Source organism: Streptomyces sp. NPDC022552, from assembly GCF_055561875.1.
On the sequence record NZ_JBVHGJ010000012.1, the window covers coordinates 196,921 to 213,187 of the forward strand.

Genomic DNA, 16,267 nt, shown 5'->3' on the forward strand with positions numbered 1-16,267 from the left:
GTGTCAAGCGCACCACGCGGTGCCGCGGTCACCGGTCGACGGGCGCCCGCCGCCCCGCGCCCGCCTATCCTTCCTCGCATGGCCCTCCCCTCCCGCGACCGTGGCGGCCGCGTGTCCCCGCGGGTCGCCGATGCCGTCGTGGCACTCGTCGTGGCCCTCGTCGTGGCCGTCTGGACGCTGCTCTCCGCGGGGTACGAGGGCGAGTCCGCGGGCCGTACGGTCGCGGCCTGGTCACTGATCGCGGTCGGCTGCGGGGCGCTCTGCTTCCGGCGGCGGGCACCCGTCGTCGTCGCCGCCGTCACCCTCCTCGCCTGCGCGGTCTACTACCCGCTGTCCGCGCAGGACGGTCCGCTGATGATCACCTTCGCCCTCGCGCTGTACACCACGGCGGCGGAGGGACGGTTCGTCGCCGCCGTCGCGCTCGCCTCGGTCACGCTGCTCGCCGTCGGGCTCGGCGAGATCCGGCAGGACGAAGGCCACCGGCAGATCGACGACACCTCTCTCGCGATGCTGGCCGGCTGGCTGATCAGCCTCGTCGCCGTGGGCCGCGCCCAGCGGACCCGGCTCGCCTATCTCCACGAAGTGGAGCAGCGGGCGCACGCCGCCGAGCGGGAGCAGGAGGCGCGGGCCCTGCAGAGCGCCACGGCGGAGCGGCTGCGGATCGCCCGGGAGCTGCACGACGTGCTGGGCCACAGCATCTCGCTGATCAACGTGCAGTCGGGGGCCGTGCTGCACCGGCTGAGCAAGAAGCCGGAGCCGCAGGTCGCGCTGGCCGCCGCCGAGGAGGCCCTCGAAGCGGTGAAGGCCACCAGCAAGGACGCCCTGCGCGAGCTGCGCGCCACTCTCGGGGTGCTGCGCCAGGCCGACGAGGCCGCGCCCACCGGGCCGACCTCCGGCCTCGCCCTGCTGGGGGATCTGGTGGAGCGGGCCAGGGGCACGGGCCTCGACGTCCGCACGGAGCAGACGGGTGCCCCCGTACCGCTGGCGCCGCCGGTCGACCTCGCCGCGTACCGGATCGTGCAGGAGTCGCTGACCAATGTGACCCGGCACTCCGGTGCGCGTACGGCCACGGTCGCGCTCGACTGGCGCGCGGACGAGCTGCGCCTGCGGATCGAGGACGACGGCGAGGGTGCTCCGGAGGAGCGGCCGCTGGGCAGCGGCATCCGGGGCATGGCCGAACGCGCCCGGGCGTTCGGCGGCGAACTGACCGCCCACAGCACCACCGAGGGCTTCCGGGTCGACGCCCGGCTGCCGATCGACGCACCCGCGTCCACGGCCACCACGTCCGAGGGGGACTCCTGATGATCCGCGTCGTACTCGCCGACGACCAGACACTGGTACGGGCCGGGTTCCGCTCGATCCTGGCCGACGAGGACGACATCGAGGTGGTCGGGGAGGCCGCGGACGGCGAGCAGGCGATCGCCCTCGCCCGCGAACTGCGCCCGGACGTGGTCCTGATGGACATCAGGATGCCGGGGCTCGACGGTCTGGAGGCCACCCGCCGGATCACCGCCGACGCCCGGCTCGAAGGCGTCCGGGTGGTCATCCTGACCACCTTCGACGTCGACGACTACGTCTACGGCGCGCTGCGCGCCGGGGCGAGCGGCTTCCTCGTGAAGGACACCGAGCCGATGGAGCTGCTCCACGGCGTTCGGGTGGTGGCCCGCGGCGACGCGCTGATCGCCCCGGCGATCACCCGCCGTCTGATCGCGGAGTTCGCCGGCCGCTCCAAGCAGCCGGACCCCAGCCCGCGCCTGAACGCCCTCACGGAGCGGGAACGCGAGGTGATGGGCCTGGTGGGGGCCGGTCTCTCCAACGACGAGATCGCCCGGCGCCTCGTGCTCTCCCCGGCCACCGCCAAGACACATGTCAGCCGGATCATGACCAAGCTGGACGTGCGCGACCGGGCTCAGCTGGTGATCCTGGCGTACGAGTCGGGGATGATCACGCCCGGCTGGCTGGGGTGACACCCGGCGTCCCCTAGGGGGCACACGCGCGTGGGCGCAACTCCTGGGGTACGCGCGCGTGGGGCGGCGCAACCGCGGGGGTAGACCCACTGACCACCGCCGGGCGACGCGGGCCCCGGAGCCGTACGCCGACGCTGGCAGCGTGAATCCAGACGTCCTCGATCTCGCCCGGCTGCAGTTCGCCCTCACGGCGGGCGGCCACTTCCTCTTCGTCGCCCTGACGCTGGGGCTCGCGACCGTGGTCGCCGTCGTCCAGACGGTGGCGACCATCGGGCGGAAGCCGCTGCACGCGCGCATGGTCCGCTACTGGGGCCGGCTGTACGTGATCAATTACGCGGTCGGGATCGTCACCGGCATCGTGATGGAGTTCCAGTTCGGGATGAGCTGGAGCGGGCTGACGCACTACGCGGGCAATGTCTTCGGCGCCTCGCTCGCGGTCGAGACGATCGTGGCGTTCTTCGTCGAATCGACCTTCCTCGGTCTGTGGATCTTCGGCTGGCATCGCTTCAACCGCTGGGTCCACCTGGCGATGATCTGGATCGTCACGCTGACCGCCTACCTCTCGGCGTACTGGATCCTCGTCTCCAACGGCTTCCTCAACCATCCGGTCGGGTACCGGACCGAGGGCGGGAAGCTCGTCCTGGACGATCCGATCGCCGTGCTGACCAATCCTTCGGCACTCCTCGCCTTCGGCCACATCCTCGCCGGGGCGCTGCTCACGGCCGGGTTCTTCGTGGCCGGCGTCAGCGCGTACCACCTGTTCCGGAGGTCGTCCGAGGGGGAGTTCTTCGGCCGGAGCCTGCGGATCGGAGTCTTCCTCTCCTTCCCCGCGCTGATGGTCACAGCGGTCTTCGGAGGCGTCCAGCTGGCCGCGCTGAGGACCCTGCAGCCCATGAAATCGGCCGTATTCAGCCAGAAGACAGCCGAAATCGCGCAGATCCAGGCGGACATGGTCGCCCGCTTCGGCCCGGGCGACTACGTCCCCTCCGAGGCGTGGACCCGCGGCAGCGGTCTGGTCATGCTCCTCAGCTTCGCGCTGATGATGTACTTCACCTTCGCCGGCGTGATCCTCGCCTGCTTCAAGACCGTCGTCTTCCGCTTCCGCCTCTGGCATCTGGCCCTGATGGCCACCGTGCCGCTGCCCTATCTCGCGATGATCAGCGGCTGGGTGTTCCGGGAGGCGGGCCGCCAGCCCTGGGTCGTGTACGGGCTGCTGAAGACCGAGGACGCGGTCTCCGACCTCTCCCCCGGCGCCATGCGCGCCTCCCTGATCGTCTTCACCACCCTCTTCGGCCTGCTCGTCGTCCTCAACGCCTGGCTGCTCGCCCGCCACGCCCGCCGGGGCCCCGTCGAATCCGGCCTCGGCCACGACGAGCGGGACCGCCCCGAGGACCCCGCCGACTCCCTGCCCGCCACCAGCTACTGAGGAGCCCGGCCGTGGAAACCCTCGCCATCGCCCTGCTCGCCTTCTTCGCCACCGGTTACTTCGTGCTCGCGGGCGCGGACATCGGGACCGGGATGCTCACCCCGTACCTCGGCCGCACCGACCACGAGCGCCGCCTGGTCATCACCTCCTTCGCGCCCTTCTTCCTCGGCAACGAGGTGTGGCTGATCGCCACCGCGGGCGTCCTCGTCGGCTGCTTCCCCGACCTCGAAGGGGAGCTGCTGACCGGCCAGTTCGCGGTGCTCGTACCCCTTCTGACCGGCTGGATCGTCCGTGACGTCGGGCTGTGGTCGCGCGGACGCGGGCCGGGACCACGGTGGCGGGCGGTCTGCGACGGGGCGGTGGTGTGCGGCAGCTGGACGGTCGCGCTGGCCTGGGGGTGGCTGCTGGCCGCGCCGCTGGCCGGTCTGCCGTACGAGCGGGCCACCGGCCCCACCGCCGTCCTCGTCGCCCTCGCCGTGGCCGCCCTGTTCGCCGCGCACGGGCTCGGCTTCGCCACGCTCCGGCTGACGGGGAAGCCGTACGAACGCGCCCGGCTGCTGGTGGGGCGGACCGGGCCCTGGCAGTCGTTCGCCCTCACCGCGGTCCTCCTCGGGGCGCTTCCGCTCCTCGCCGGGATCGCCCTTCCGCTGACCGAGCGGGCCGCCGACGGCGCCACGCTCGCGCTGCTCGTCCCCGCACTGCTCGTCGTCACCCCGCTCATCGTCGCCGCCCAGGTGTGGACCTGGCGCACCTTCCGGCACCGGGTGACCCGTCCCTCGTACCTGTAACTTCCAGAAGGAGAAACGATCATGACCACCACGCGGGACACAGGTCCCACGACGAACCCGGTGAGCCCGCCGCAGTCGCCGACCCGGCGGGGCAGCGTCTTCGAGCGCCTGGCCACCTTCTCGTACCGCCACCGCTGGTCCGCCGTGCTGCTGTGGATCGTGGTCGTGGTCGCCGCGACCGGTGCCTCGACGGCCGTCGGCAGCGCGTACCACAACGACTTCTCTCTGCCCGGCACCGATTCCCAGGCCGCACGGACCGTCCTGGAGCGGCACGGCTCCGCCCAGGCCACGGACGCCACCCTGCAGATCGTCGTCAAGGACGAGCGGGGAGTCCGCGAAAAGACGGTCCACGCGCGCGTGGAGGGACTGCTCGACACGGTCGAGGGTCTCCCGGGCGTGACAGACGTGCGTGGTCCGTACGAGGAGGGGGCGGCGGTCTCCGAGGACGGAACCGTCGGCTACGCGACCGTCACCCTCGACGGAGCGGCGGAGAACACCGACCGCACCGAGGTCCTGAAGATCATCGACAGCGTACGGGCGGCGCAGGGCGACGGGCTGACCGCCGCCGTCGGCGGTGACGCGGCACGCGGCGCCGAGGAGGGCGGCGGCGGTGCGGCCGAGGGCGCGGGCATGCTGGGGGCGCTGGTGATCCTGGTCTTCCTCTTCGGCTCCCTGGTCGCGGCGAGCCTGCCCGTGGTCACCGCGATCTTCGCCGTCGGCAGCTCGATCGGGCTGATCGCCCTCGCCTCACATCTCGCGGACGTCGCGGACTTCACCCCGCCGATCATGATGCTGGTCGGTCTGGGCGTCGGCATCGACTACGCGCTGCTGATCTTCTCCCGCTATCGCGGCGAGCTGCTGCACGGCGCGGAGCCCGAGCGGGCGGCCCGGACCGCGCTGGACGCGGCGGGGCGCACGGTCTTCTTCGCGGGCTGCACGGTGATCATCGCGCTGATGGGTCTGGTCGCGCTCGGACTGGGCTCGCTGCAGGGCGTGGCGCTCGCCGTCGCCCTGACCGTCCTCGTCACGATGGCCGCCTCGCTCACCCTGCTCCCGGCGCTGCTCGGGATCTTCGGCCGGCGCATCCAGCGGCAGGTCGCCAGGCGCGCCGCGAAGGCGACGCGCGAGGAGGGCGCCCGCTGGCGCGGCTGGGCGACGGCGGTGCAGAAGCGGCCGTGGGCGGCGCTGCTGGTCTCGGTCGCGGCGCTCGGCGCTCTCGCCGCGCCCGCGCTCGACATGCGGCTCGGCTTCGCCGACGCGGGCAACGACGCACCGGCGAAGTCCAGCAGGCAGGCGTACGACCTGCTGGCCGAGGGCTTCGGACCGGGCTTCAACGGGCCGCTGATCGTGGTCGTGGACGGCGGCGGCGAGCGGGCCGCGGACGCCCTGCGCCAGGCCCTGGAGAACACGGAGGGCATCGCGGCGGCGAGCGGGCCCATCCGGACGAAGGACGCCGCGGTCTCGACCGTCATTGCCTTCCCCGAGTCGGCTCCCCAGGCCGAGGCGACCTCGGAACTCGTCGACCGGCTGCGGTCCGAGGTCTTGCCGCCGGTGGAGCGGTCGACGGGCGCCGATCTGCTTGTCGGTGGGCCGACGGCGGCGACGGAGGACTTCGCCGCCACCGTCGCGGACCGGATGCCGCTCTTCGTCGCGATCGTCGTCGGACTCTCCGCACTCCTGCTGCTGCTCGTCTTCCGGTCCGTACTCATCCCGGTCAAGGCGGCGCTGCTCAATCTGGTGAGCATCGGAGCGGCCCTCGGGGTGATCACCCTGGTCTTCCAGCACGGCTGGTTCGGCGTGCAGCCCGGCCCGATCGAGGCGTTCATCCCCGTGATGATCTTCGCGATCGTCTTCGGACTCTCGATGGACTACGAGGTCTTCCTGCTCTCCCGGATCCACGAGGAATGGGAGCGCACCAAGGACCCGCAGGGCGCGGTACGGGAGGGCCTCGCGGCGACGGGGAAGGTCATCACGGCCGCCGCGGCGATCATGATCGTGGTGTTCTCGGCCTTCGTCCTCAGCCCCGACCGGATGCTCCAGCAGTTCGGCCTCGGCCTCGCCGTCGCGATCCTGCTGGACGCGGTGGTCATCCGCTGTCTGATCGTGCCCGCCGTCATGCAGCTGCTCGGGCGGCGCGCGTGGTGGCTGCCGGCCCCGCTGGAGCGGATGCTGCCGAAGGTGCAGCTGGAGCACCACTGACGGAGCGCATGCGCGCGTAGACGCGGGCGGGCAGGGTCAGGTGTCGTCATCCTCCGACGACGCCTGCCCCTGCTTCTTCTTGTGGAGCGCCTTCTGGAGCCGGGCCACGACGGCCTCCCCGTACCGCCGGTGGCCGTGGACGCGCGGGTCGTCGGTCACGGCGTAGCGCTTCACGTAGGCGCCGAGGAAGGCCTGGAGCGTGGCGATCGCCGGAATCGCGATCAGCGCGCCGACGGCGCCGAGCAGCGCCGTTCCCGCGATCACCGAGCCGAAAGCCACCGCCGGATGGATGTCGACGGTCTTGGACGTCAGCTTCGGCTGGAGGATGTAGTTCTCGAACTGCTGGTAGATCACGACGAAGATCAGCACCCACAGCGCGTACCAGGGGTCGACGGTGAAGGCGATCAGCATCGGCAGCGCGCCCGCGAGGTAGGTGCCGATGGTCGGGATGAACTGCGACACGAGGCCGACCCACACGGCGAGCGCGGGCGCGTACGGCACGTCCAGGGTCTCGAAGAGCACGAAGTGCGCCACGCCGGAGATCAGCGCCATCAGGCCGCGCGAGTACAGATAGCCGCCGGTCTTGTCGACGGCGATCTCCCAGGCCCGCAGCACCTCGGTCTGCTTGGCCGGCGGCAGGACGGAGCACAGCGCGCGGCGCAGCCGGGGTCCGTCGGCCGCGAAGTAGAACGCGAACAGGAAGATCGTCAGGAGCTTGAACAGCCCCCCGAGGAGGGTGGCGGAGACGTCCAGGACACCGGCGGCGCTGTTCTGCACGTACTTCTGCAGCCAGTCCGAGCGCAGCAGGCTGTCCTGCACCTCGACCCGGGACAGCTCGGTGTGGAAGTGCTGGTTGGTCCAGTTGATGAGCGAGTCGAGGTACTTCGGGAAGTTCTCGACCATGTCGACGATCTGGCTCGCGAGCATGGAGCCCAGCAGGACGACGAAGCCGACGCCGAAGACCAGGACGGCCAGGGACACGAGGAACGTGGCGAGTCCTCGCCGCATGCCGCGGGCGGCCATCCGCCCGACGGCCGGTTCGATGGCGAGGGCCAGGAAGAAGGCGACCAGGATGTTGACGAGGAGCCCGACGAGCTGGTGGAAGGCCCAGCTGCCCAGCTGGAAGCAGGCGTAGAGCGCGAGGGCCAGCACCAGGGCCCGCGGCAGCCAGCGCGGCATCCGGGCTGCCGGCGCGGTCGTGCCCGCCCCTGGGGTACCCGCTCCGCCCGCGGCACCCGCTCCCCCCGCGGTCGCGGGCTCGGGCGCGGACTCGGACTCGGACGGCGCAGACGCGGTCTGCCCCGTCGACGCGGTCGTGCCCGTGTTCTTCCTCGTCGCGGCGTCGTTCTTCTTCGTCGCGGCGTCCCGGGACGGCGCGTCGCCGGACGCCGCGGAGGGGCTGTCCTCGGCCGACCGCGCCTTCGGAGGTCTCCCGGTCACGCCCCGGCCGAAGGTCCCGTCGGGGGTCGTCTTGCCGGTCGCGTCGGTTTCGTCTGTCGGAGCCACCCCGCCAGTCTCGCTCACCGCGCGGACATTCCCTGCCCGCCGGGGCCCGTCAGCGTTTGTCCGCCGGGACGTCCATGGCCGCGCAGACCGCCCGCCACACGTCCTTCGCCTCCCAGCCGGCGTCCAGTGCCTCGTGCACCGTGCGTCCGCCCAGTTCGGACATCACGTGGTCCCGAGCGAAGGACTCGGCGTAGGACCCACCGAAGTGGTCCGCCATCCGCTCCCAGAAAATCGTCAACCGCATGACCCCAGTATCCCGCCCCCAAGAGTGCAGCCGGGCCGGTATGCCTTGTCACACGCCCTGGGCGGCCTACGGTCGGACCATGGCTGGAACTCCTCTCGCGGCTCCGCACCCCACGCCGCTCGCGCGCGCCGAACAGTTCGTCTGGCTGACGGCCCGCGTGCTCGAACAGCGCCGGTTCGCGTACCACTTCCTCCGCGGCGGCGCGGAACCCGTCGAGGTCGCGCTCGCGGCGTACCTCAACGAGGACGGCGGCTACGGCCACGCGCTCGAACCGGATCTGCGCGGCCCGGTCAGCCAGCCGCTGCACACCGGGCACGCGCTGCGGGTCCTGGACTCCGTCGGCCGCTGCGGCGGGCTGCGGATCGAACGGATCTGCCGCTACCTCACCGAGGTGTCCACGCTCGACGGGGCACTGCCTGCGATCCACCCGTCGCAGCGGGGCTATCCCAGCGCGCCGTTCGTGCCGGTCGTCGACGACCCGCCGAGCGCGCTGCTGTCCACGGGCCCCGTGGTCGGCCTGCTCCACCGCAACCAGGTCTGGCACGCCTGGCTGTTCCGGGCGACCGAGTTCTGCTGGTCTGCGGTCGAGTCGCTGGAGAAGTCGCATCCGTACGAGATCGAGGCCGCCGTCGCCTTCCTGGACGGGGTCCCCGACCGGGCCCGCGCGCAGGCGGTGGCCGACCGACTGGGGCGTATGGTGCGGGAGCAGGGGCTCGCGGCCCTGGATCCCGAGCGGCTCGACGAGTTCCCGGTCGCGCCGGGGTACGCGCCGGGCGAGCACCACTTCCCGTACGACTACGCGCGCGTGCCGGATTCGCTGGCCCGCCGCTGGTTCACGGACGAGGAGATGGCGCGCTCCCTCGACCACCTGGCGGCCGCTCAGCAGGAGGACGGCGGCTGGCCGATCACCTGGCGGCAGTGGGCCCCGGGCACGGCCCTTGAGGCGCGCCCGATCGCAACGATCGAAGCGCTACGAACCCTGCGCGCCCACGGCCGCGCGATCGCCTGAAGGCGGCAGCCGGGCCCCACGGGGCGGGACGGCTCGCCGGACGGGGTTCGCCGGGACAGGGCCGCCGGACCGGGCCACCGGGTCGGGGTCACCGCGCCGGGCTCACCGGGTCGGGGTCACCGCGCCGGGCTCACCGGGCCGGGGGCACCGCGCCGGGCTCACCGGACCGGACCACCGGCCCGGGCCGCAGCCGTCAGGAGGGCCGGTCCGCCGCGCCCGCAGGCGCCGGACAGCGGTCCGGCGAGACGGGCGGCCGGTCACCCGCCCAGCGGTCCGGCGAGGCCGGCCGCCCGTCACCCCGTCACCCCGTCACCCCGTCACCCCGTCACCCGCCCAGCGCCCGTACCCCCGCCGTCACGAGTACAGCCGCGGCCACGACGACCAGGAAGGGGGCCCGCAGGACCAGGGCCACGGCTGCGGCCGCCACGCCCGCCGCGCGGGCGTCCAGTGCGAGGCCGGTTCCCGCGCCGAAGGTCTGCTGGGCGGTGAGCGCCGCGAGCAGGGCCACGGGCACCAGGGCCGCCATGCGCTGGACGACCGGTCGTTCGAGGGTGCCTGCCGGCACCAGGAGCCCCAGCAGCTTGACCAGGTAGCAGCCCACGACCGTGAGGCCGATCGCGATCCAGACGGTCATCGCTCCTCCTTCTCCGACGCACGCGGCGCACCCGGCGCACCCGCGTCACCCGGCACACCCGACTCATACGTCCCGCCGGCCATGCGCCGGCCCCGCAGCCACAGCACGGCGGGCGCGGCGAGCGCCGCCGCCAGGACGGGGACGCCGGCCGGCAGCACGGGCAACAGCCCGAGGCCGAGCACGACGGCGAGCCCCGCCGTGTACCGCTCCGTCGCCGTCTTCAGCATGGGCGCGAGCAGCGCGAGGAAAACCGCGGGTCCGGCCGCGTCCAGGCCCCACGCGTCGGTGTCGCCGATCGCCTCGGCCCCGAGCGCGCCGAGCAGGGTCGTCAGGTTCCACAACACGTAGAGCGTGAGCCCGGTGACGGTGAAGCCCATCCGCGCGGCCCGTCGCGTCGGCTGTGCGAGCGCCACGGCGGCCGTCTCGTCGATGACCCACTGCGCGGCGAACGGCTTGACCGCGCGGGGCAGGGCGAGGAGCTGGGACAGGCGGAGTCCGTAGAACGCGTTACGGGTGCCCAGGAAGAAGGCGCCCGCCGCGGCCGTGAACGGGTTACCGCCGGCCGCGAGCGCTCCCACCAGCGCGAACTGCGAGGCGCCGGTGAAGACGAGCAGGCTGAGCGCGCAGGTCTGGAGCAGGCTGAGTCCGGAGCCCGCTGAGGTCACGCCGAAGGCGAAGCCGGAGAGGCCGACGGCGATCCCGACGCCGAGCGCATCGCGCACGACCGCCGAGTCCGGCTTGGTCCTCTCCCGTATGACGGGGAGTGCTGTCTGTTCTGCCACGCCAGAGACGTTACGAGCCCCGGCCACCCGCGGTCTTGTACGTTCTTGCACCCCTCGGGCCGGCGCCCCGCAGGGCTGCCGTGTCCCGCAGTCCCGCCGCGCCCCGCAAGGCCTCGCCGCCCGCCGACCCCGCCACGCCCCGGAGGGCCTCCCCGCCCCGCGAGCGCTGGTACGCCCCGGGCGGCACGCCCACGCTCCGTACGAAGTGCCGATTGAGGTGCGACTGGTCGGTGAAGCCGACGGCGACGGCCGCCTCCGCCGGCGTCGTCCCGGTGTCCAGCAGGTGCCGGGCCCGCCGCACGCGCGTGTCGGTGAGCCAGGTGTGCGGCGGCATCCCGTACGTGTCGCGGAAGGCCCGCAGCAGGGCGAAGGGGCTGGTGCCGAGGTCGGCGGCGAGGCGTTCCAGGGTCGGCGGATCGGTCATCCGCTCCTCCAGGACCGCACGCGCGCGTGCCGCGTTGCGGGCGCCGGCCGAACGCGGGGCGAGCCGTGCGATCCGGCCGCCGTGGCTGCGCAGCATCCTGGCCGTGACCAGCCGCAGAAGGCTGTCGGCGGCCAGCGCGTTGCCCTCCTCCGCGGCCCGGTGAACGCCGATGACGAGTTGCGCCGCGTACGGGTCGTCCACGACGGGGTCGGTGAACCCGACGTCGCCCCGCAGCGCGATGGTGTCTGCCGCGATGGACCGGATCAGCTCCGCGTCGGGGTAGATCGTGCGGTACGTCCAGCCCTCGGGCACACCCGCGTGCCCGGTGTGCGGGGTGTCGGGGTTGACCAGCGCTATCTGGCCGGGCCCGGCGTGCACGAGGTCGTCGCGGTAGTGGAAGGCCTCGACGCCGTCGGTGATGGCGGCGAAGACGAAGGTCTCGTGCGTGTGCCGGGCGAATGCCTTGCGGACGTAGTGGGCGTGCAGCAGGTCGACTCCGGGCAGCTCGGAGTACTGCCAGTACCGTGCGCGTTCCCCAGTCGCCATGCTTCCCATTCTGCGCCACCGACCGCTGCCGCCACGAGCGGGATTTCCCCAGGTCCGGGCGGTTGTCAGTGGCGGGGTGCACGATGGGTGGCATGGTCAGGTCCGCACTCGACTCGTTCTCCCCCGCGACCCGCGCATGGTTCACCGGGGCCTTCCACGCGCCCACCACGGCGCAGGAGGGCGCCTGGCAGGCCATCGGCGCGGGATCGGACGTGCTCGTGGTCGCCCCGACGGGTTCCGGCAAGACCCTGGCCGCCTTCCTCGCCTCCCTGGACCAGCTGGCCTCCACCCCGCCGCCGGCGGACCCCAAGAAGCGCTGCCGCGTGCTGTACGTCTCGCCGCTGAAGGCCCTGGCCGTCGATGTCGAGCGCAACCTCCGCTCCCCGCTGACCGGCATCCGGCACGAGTCGGTCCGCCTGGGGCTGCCCGAGCCGGACGTCCGGGTCGGGATCCGCTCCGGCGACACCCCGCCCGCCGAGCGCCGGGCGCTGGCCACGAAGCCGCCGGACATCCTGATCACGACCCCCGAGTCCCTGTTCCTGATGCTGACCTCCGCCACGCGGGATGCGCTCGCCGGGATCGAGACGGTGATCCTGGACGAGGTCCACGCCGTGGCCGGGACGAAGCGCGGCGCGCATCTCGCGGTGTCCCTGGAGCGGCTCGACGAGCTGCTGCCACGCCCCGCACGCCGGATCGGCCTGTCGGCGACGGTCCGGCCGGTGGACGAGGTGGCCCGCTATCTCTCGCCGCAGCGCAAGGTGGAGATCGTCCAGCCGCCGTCCGGCAAGGAGTTCGACCTGTCGGTGGTCGTCCCGGTCGAGGACATGGGTGAGCTGGGAGGCTCCCCGGCCTCCGAGGGCACGGACGGCGGCGACAAGCCCTCGATCTGGCCGCATGTCGAGGAGCGCATCGCCGATCTCGTCCAGGCCCACCGCTCCACGATCGTCTTCGCGAACTCGCGCCGGCTCGCCGAACGCCTGTGCAACCGGCTCAACGAGATCGCGTACGAGCGCGCGACGGGCGAGCCGATGCCCGACGACGGCCCGCCACCGGCCCAGATCATGGCGCAGTCGGGCGCGGCGCAGGGAGCACCCGCCCTTCTCGCCCGTGCCCACCACGGCTCGGTCTCCAAGGAGCAGCGCGCCCAGGTCGAGGAGGACCTCAAAGCGGGCCGGCTGCCCGCCGTGGTGGCCACCTCCAGCCTGGAGCTGGGCATCGACATGGGCGCGGTGGATCTCGTCGTACAGGTCGAGTCGCCGCCGTCGGTCGCCTCGGGCCTCCAGCGCGTGGGCCGAGCCGGGCACCAGGTCGGCGCGGTCTCCACGGGCGTGGTGTTCCCGAAGTACCGCGGTGACCTGGTCCAGGCGGCCGTGGTCACCGAGCGGATGCGCAGCGGCTCGATCGAGTCGATGCGTATCCCCGCCAACCCTCTGGACGTCCTGGCCCAGCAGCTCGTGGCGATGGTCGCCCTGGACTCCTGGCAGGTGGACGACCTGCTGGCGACGGTCCGCCGCGCCGCGCCCTTCGCCTCGCTGCCCGAGTCCGCCTTCACGGCCGTCCTGGACATGCTGGCGGGCCGCTATCCCTCGGACGCCTTCGCCGAGCTGCGTCCCCGCGTGGTCTGGGACCGGGTGGCCGGGACGGTGACGGGCCGTCCCGGAGCCCAGCGGCTCGCCGTCACCTCCGGCGGCACGATCCCCGACCGCGGCCTCTTCGGCGTGTTCCTCGCCGGTTCCGACCCCAAGAAGGGCGGTGGCCGGGTCGGGGAGCTGGACGAGGAGATGGTGTACGAGTCACGGGTCGGCGACGTCTTCACGCTGGGCACCACGTCCTGGCGGATCGAGGACATCACCCGTGACAGGGTCCTGGTCACCCCGGCCCCCGGTGTGCCGGGCCGGCTGCCGTTCTGGAAGGGCGACCAGCTGGGCCGCCCGCTCGAACTGGGCCGCGCGGTGGGCGCGTTCCTGCGCGAGGTCGGCTCGCTGGAGCCGGAGGACGCCCGGCTACGGCTGGTCGCCGCCGGTCTGGACGCCTGGGCCGCCGACAACGTCCTCGCCTATCTGGCCGAGCAGCGCGAGGCCTGTGGGCATGTGCCGGACGACCGCACGATCCTCGTGGAGCGGTTCCGGGACGAGCTCGGCGACTGGCGGGTCGTCATCCACTCCCCCTTCGGGGCCCAGGTGCACGCCCCGTGGGCGCTGGCCCTCGGGGCGCGGCTCGCCGAGCGGTACGGCATGGACGCCCAGGTGATGCACGCCGACGACGGGATCGTGCTGCGCCTGCCGGACGCCGATCTGATGGGCCTGGATCTCCTGGATCAGGAGCCGATCGACTCCGGGCGGCACCTGGACACGACGTTCGACTCCGACCAGGCCCCGATCGGTGCCGCGGACGCGCTCTTCGACAAGGGCGAGATCCGCCAGATCGTCACGGACCAGGTCGGCGGGTCGGCCCTGTTCGCCTCCCGCTTCCGCGAGTGCGCGGCGCGTGCCCTGCTGCTGCCGAAGCGCAATCCGGGCAAGCGCACCCCGCTCTGGCAGCAGCGTCAGCGAGCCTCCCAACTGCTGCAGGTGGCGAGCGAGTTCGGCTCCTTCCCGATCGTCCTGGAGGCCGTCCGCGAATGCCTTCAGGACGTCTTCGACGTTCCGGGGCTCGAAGAGCTGATGGGCGACATCGAGTCGCGCCGCGTCCGCCTGGTCGAGGTGACCACCCCCGAGCCGTCGCCGTTCGCCCGCTCCCTGCTCTTCGGCTACGTCGCCCAGTTCCTGTACGAGGGCGACTCCCCGCTCGCCGAGCGCAGGGCCGCCGCGCTCTCCCTGGACTCCCGTCTCCTGGCCGAGCTGCTCGGTCAGGCGGAGCTGCGCGAACTGCTCGACGCCGAGGTGCTGACGGAGCTGGAGCGGGAGCTCCAGTGGCTCACCGAGGACCGCCGGATCAAGGACGTGGAGGGCATCGCCGACGCGCTGCGGGTCCTCGGCCCGCTCACGGAGGCCGAGTTGGCCGAGCGCGGCGGGGAGCCGGCCTGGGTGCACGAGCTGGGAGCCGCCCGCCGGGCCATCCGGGTCCGGATCGCGGGCACGGAGCACTGGGCGGCGATCGAGGACGCCGGCCGACTGCGGGACGCCCTCGGCACCGCCCTGCCGGTGGGGGTGCCCGAGGCGTTCACGGAGCCGGTGAAGGATCCCCTGGGTGATCTCCTGGCCCGGCACGCGCGGACACACGGCCCGTTCACCTCCTCCGCGGCCGCCGCCCGCTTCGGTCTCGGCGCCGCGGTCACCGACGGGGCGCTCCAGCGGCTGGCCGCGGCCGGCCGCGTCGTGCAGGGCGAGTTCCACCCCTCCGGGATCGGCCAGGAGTGGTGCGACGCCGCCGTGCTCCGCCGCCTGCGCCGCCGTTCACTCGCCGCGCTCCGCCACGAACTGGAGCCCGTGGCCCCCGCCGCGCTCGCCACGTTCCTCCCCCAGTGGCAGCATCTGGGGAGCAACAGCCTGCGCGGAATCGACGGACTGGTGCGCGCCATCGAGCAGTTGCAGGGCGCGCCCGTGCCGGCCTCCGCACTGGAGAAGCTCATCCTTCCGTCCCGCGTACGGGACTACTCCCCGGCGCTCCTCGACGAGCTGACGACCACCGGGGAGGTCGTCTGGGCAGGCGCGGGAGCCCTGCCTGGCAAGGACGGCTGGGTCTCGCTCTATCTGGCCGACGCGGCACCGCTGTTGATCCCGCAGCCGCACCCGCTGGAGCTGACCGCGCTGCACGAATCGGTGCTCACCACTCTCTCCGGCGGCTACGGCCTGTTCTTCCGCCAGATCGCCGACCAGGTGCGGGCCACCACCCACCCCGACGCGACCGATCCCCAACTCGCCGACGCGGTCTGGGACCTGGCCTGGTCGGGCCGGCTCACCAACGACACCCTCGCTCCCCTGCGCTCCCTGCTCGGCTCGGGCCGTACCGCGGGATCCACCGCCCATCGCGCCAAGCGCACGATCCCGCGCGGCCGTTACGGGACGCTCAGCGCGGCCGCCCGGCCCGCCTCCCGCACCGGCCCACCGACCGTCAGCGGTCGCTGGTCCCTCGTTCCGCCCCTGGAGCCGGAGCCGACGCACCGCGCCCACGCGCTCGCCCGTACGCTCCTGGACCGGCACGGCGTGGTCACCCGGGGCGCCGTGGCCGCCGAGGGGGTCGAGGGCGGCTTCTCGGCGACGTACCGCATCCTGTCCGTCTTCGAGGACAGCGGGCAGGCGCGCCGCGGCTATGTGGTGGAGGGTCTCGGCGCGGCCCAGTTCGCCATGGACGGGGCCGTGGACCGGCTGCGTGCGGCGGCGACCGCCCGGGACCGCGGGGCCGAGGCCGGGGCGGGCCCGCGCGCGGTGGTGCTGGCGGCCGCCGATCCCGCCAACGCGTACGGCGCTGCGCTGTCCTGGCCCGAGCCGCCCAGCGGCGCGGGGCACAAGCCCGGCCGCAAGGCGGGCTCCATGGTGGTGCTGGTCGACGGGGAGCTCACGCTCTACATGGAGCGCGGCGGCAAGACACTGCTGTGCTGGCCGGACGATCCCGAGGACCCCGCGCTGAGAGCCGCGGCCGAGTCCCTGGCCACCGCCGCCCTGGCGGGCTCGCTCGGTACGGTCACGGTGGAGCGGGTCAACGGCTCGCCCGCGCTCACCTCCCCGCTCGCCCGCCCGCTGGAGGCCGCCGGCTTCCACGCCACCCCGAGGGGGCTGCGCCTCCGCCCGTAGAAGACCCGT

Annotated in this window: 12 protein-coding genes; 7 read left to right on the forward strand and 5 right to left on the reverse strand. The window is 73.1% G+C overall.

The genetic code is table 11. The annotated features are described in order from the left end of the window. Positions 1-78 precede the first annotated feature (78 nt). The 5 genes from ACZ3OF_RS27760 (at position 79) to ACZ3OF_RS27780 (ending at position 6,380) form a co-directional block, all read left to right on the forward strand. Positions 79-1,302, forward strand: a complete 1,224-nt coding sequence (locus tag ACZ3OF_RS27760; protein WP_361680712.1) for a sensor histidine kinase — start codon at positions 79-81, stop codon at positions 1,300-1,302. After that, positions 1,302-1,967, forward strand: coding sequence for a response regulator transcription factor (locus ACZ3OF_RS27765; protein ID WP_361680715.1), 666 nt, complete (start codon positions 1,302-1,304; stop codon positions 1,965-1,967). Before ACZ3OF_RS27760 ends, ACZ3OF_RS27765 begins: the two co-directional genes overlap by 1 nt. Before the next feature lie 142 nt (positions 1,968-2,109). After that, the gene (locus tag ACZ3OF_RS27770) at positions 2,110-3,393 is read left to right on the forward strand and encodes a cytochrome ubiquinol oxidase subunit I (RefSeq protein WP_467307432.1); all 1,284 of its coding nucleotides are present in this window, start codon (positions 2,110-2,112) and stop codon (positions 3,391-3,393) included. Positions 3,394-3,404: 11 nt separating this feature from the next. Next, positions 3,405-4,181, forward strand: a complete 777-nt coding sequence (locus tag ACZ3OF_RS27775; RefSeq protein WP_361680721.1) for a cytochrome d ubiquinol oxidase subunit II — start codon at positions 3,405-3,407, stop codon at positions 4,179-4,181. 21 nt (positions 4,182-4,202) lie between these two features. Next, complete coding sequence (locus tag ACZ3OF_RS27780; protein WP_467307434.1) at positions 4,203-6,380, forward strand: MMPL family transporter; 2,178 nt, start codon at positions 4,203-4,205, stop codon at positions 6,378-6,380. Positions 6,381-6,416: 36 nt separating this feature from the next. On the opposite strand, the gene ACZ3OF_RS27785 is transcribed toward ACZ3OF_RS27780, so the two are convergent. Both ACZ3OF_RS27785 and ACZ3OF_RS27790 read right to left on the reverse strand, forming a co-directional pair. Then, a complete protein-coding gene (locus ACZ3OF_RS27785) occupies positions 6,417-7,559 on the reverse strand; it encodes an AI-2E family transporter (RefSeq protein WP_467307455.1) in 1,143 nt (380 codons plus the stop codon). 376 nt (positions 7,560-7,935) lie between these two features. Further along, complete coding sequence (locus tag ACZ3OF_RS27790) at positions 7,936-8,130, reverse strand: DUF3046 domain-containing protein (RefSeq protein ID WP_361441542.1); 195 nt, start codon at positions 8,128-8,130, stop codon at positions 7,936-7,938. A 79-nt stretch (positions 8,131-8,209) separates the two neighbouring features. Between ACZ3OF_RS27790 and ACZ3OF_RS27795 the strand changes: the two genes are divergently transcribed. Then, positions 8,210-9,139: a hypothetical protein gene (locus ACZ3OF_RS27795; protein ID WP_467307435.1), complete on the forward strand. Its 930-nt coding sequence runs from the start codon at positions 8,210-8,212 to the stop codon at positions 9,137-9,139. Between the two features lie 325 nt (positions 9,140-9,464). On the opposite strand, the gene ACZ3OF_RS27800 is transcribed toward ACZ3OF_RS27795, so the two are convergent. From ACZ3OF_RS27800 to ACZ3OF_RS27810, 3 genes are read right to left on the reverse strand one after another with little or no spacing between them, the layout of a single operon-like run. Then, positions 9,465-9,773: an AzlD domain-containing protein gene (locus ACZ3OF_RS27800; protein ID WP_361680734.1), complete on the reverse strand. Its 309-nt coding sequence runs from the start codon at positions 9,771-9,773 to the stop codon at positions 9,465-9,467. After that, positions 9,770-10,555, reverse strand: a complete 786-nt coding sequence (locus tag ACZ3OF_RS27805; protein ID WP_467307436.1) for an AzlC family ABC transporter permease — start codon at positions 10,553-10,555, stop codon at positions 9,770-9,772. The genes ACZ3OF_RS27800 and ACZ3OF_RS27805 overlap by 4 nt, the downstream gene beginning before the upstream one ends. A gap of 10 nt (positions 10,556-10,565) precedes the next feature. Beyond that, complete coding sequence (locus tag ACZ3OF_RS27810) at positions 10,566-11,525, reverse strand: AraC family transcriptional regulator (RefSeq protein WP_361680740.1); 960 nt, start codon at positions 11,523-11,525, stop codon at positions 10,566-10,568. A gap of 92 nt (positions 11,526-11,617) precedes the next feature. Here ACZ3OF_RS27810 and ACZ3OF_RS27815 point away from each other — a divergent pair, with 92 nt between their 5' ends. Continuing rightward, positions 11,618-16,258 (forward strand): ATP-dependent helicase, encoded by a 4,641-nt coding sequence (locus ACZ3OF_RS27815; protein WP_467307438.1) that lies wholly within the window; start codon positions 11,618-11,620, stop codon positions 16,256-16,258. Positions 16,259-16,267: the final 9 nt, after the last annotated feature.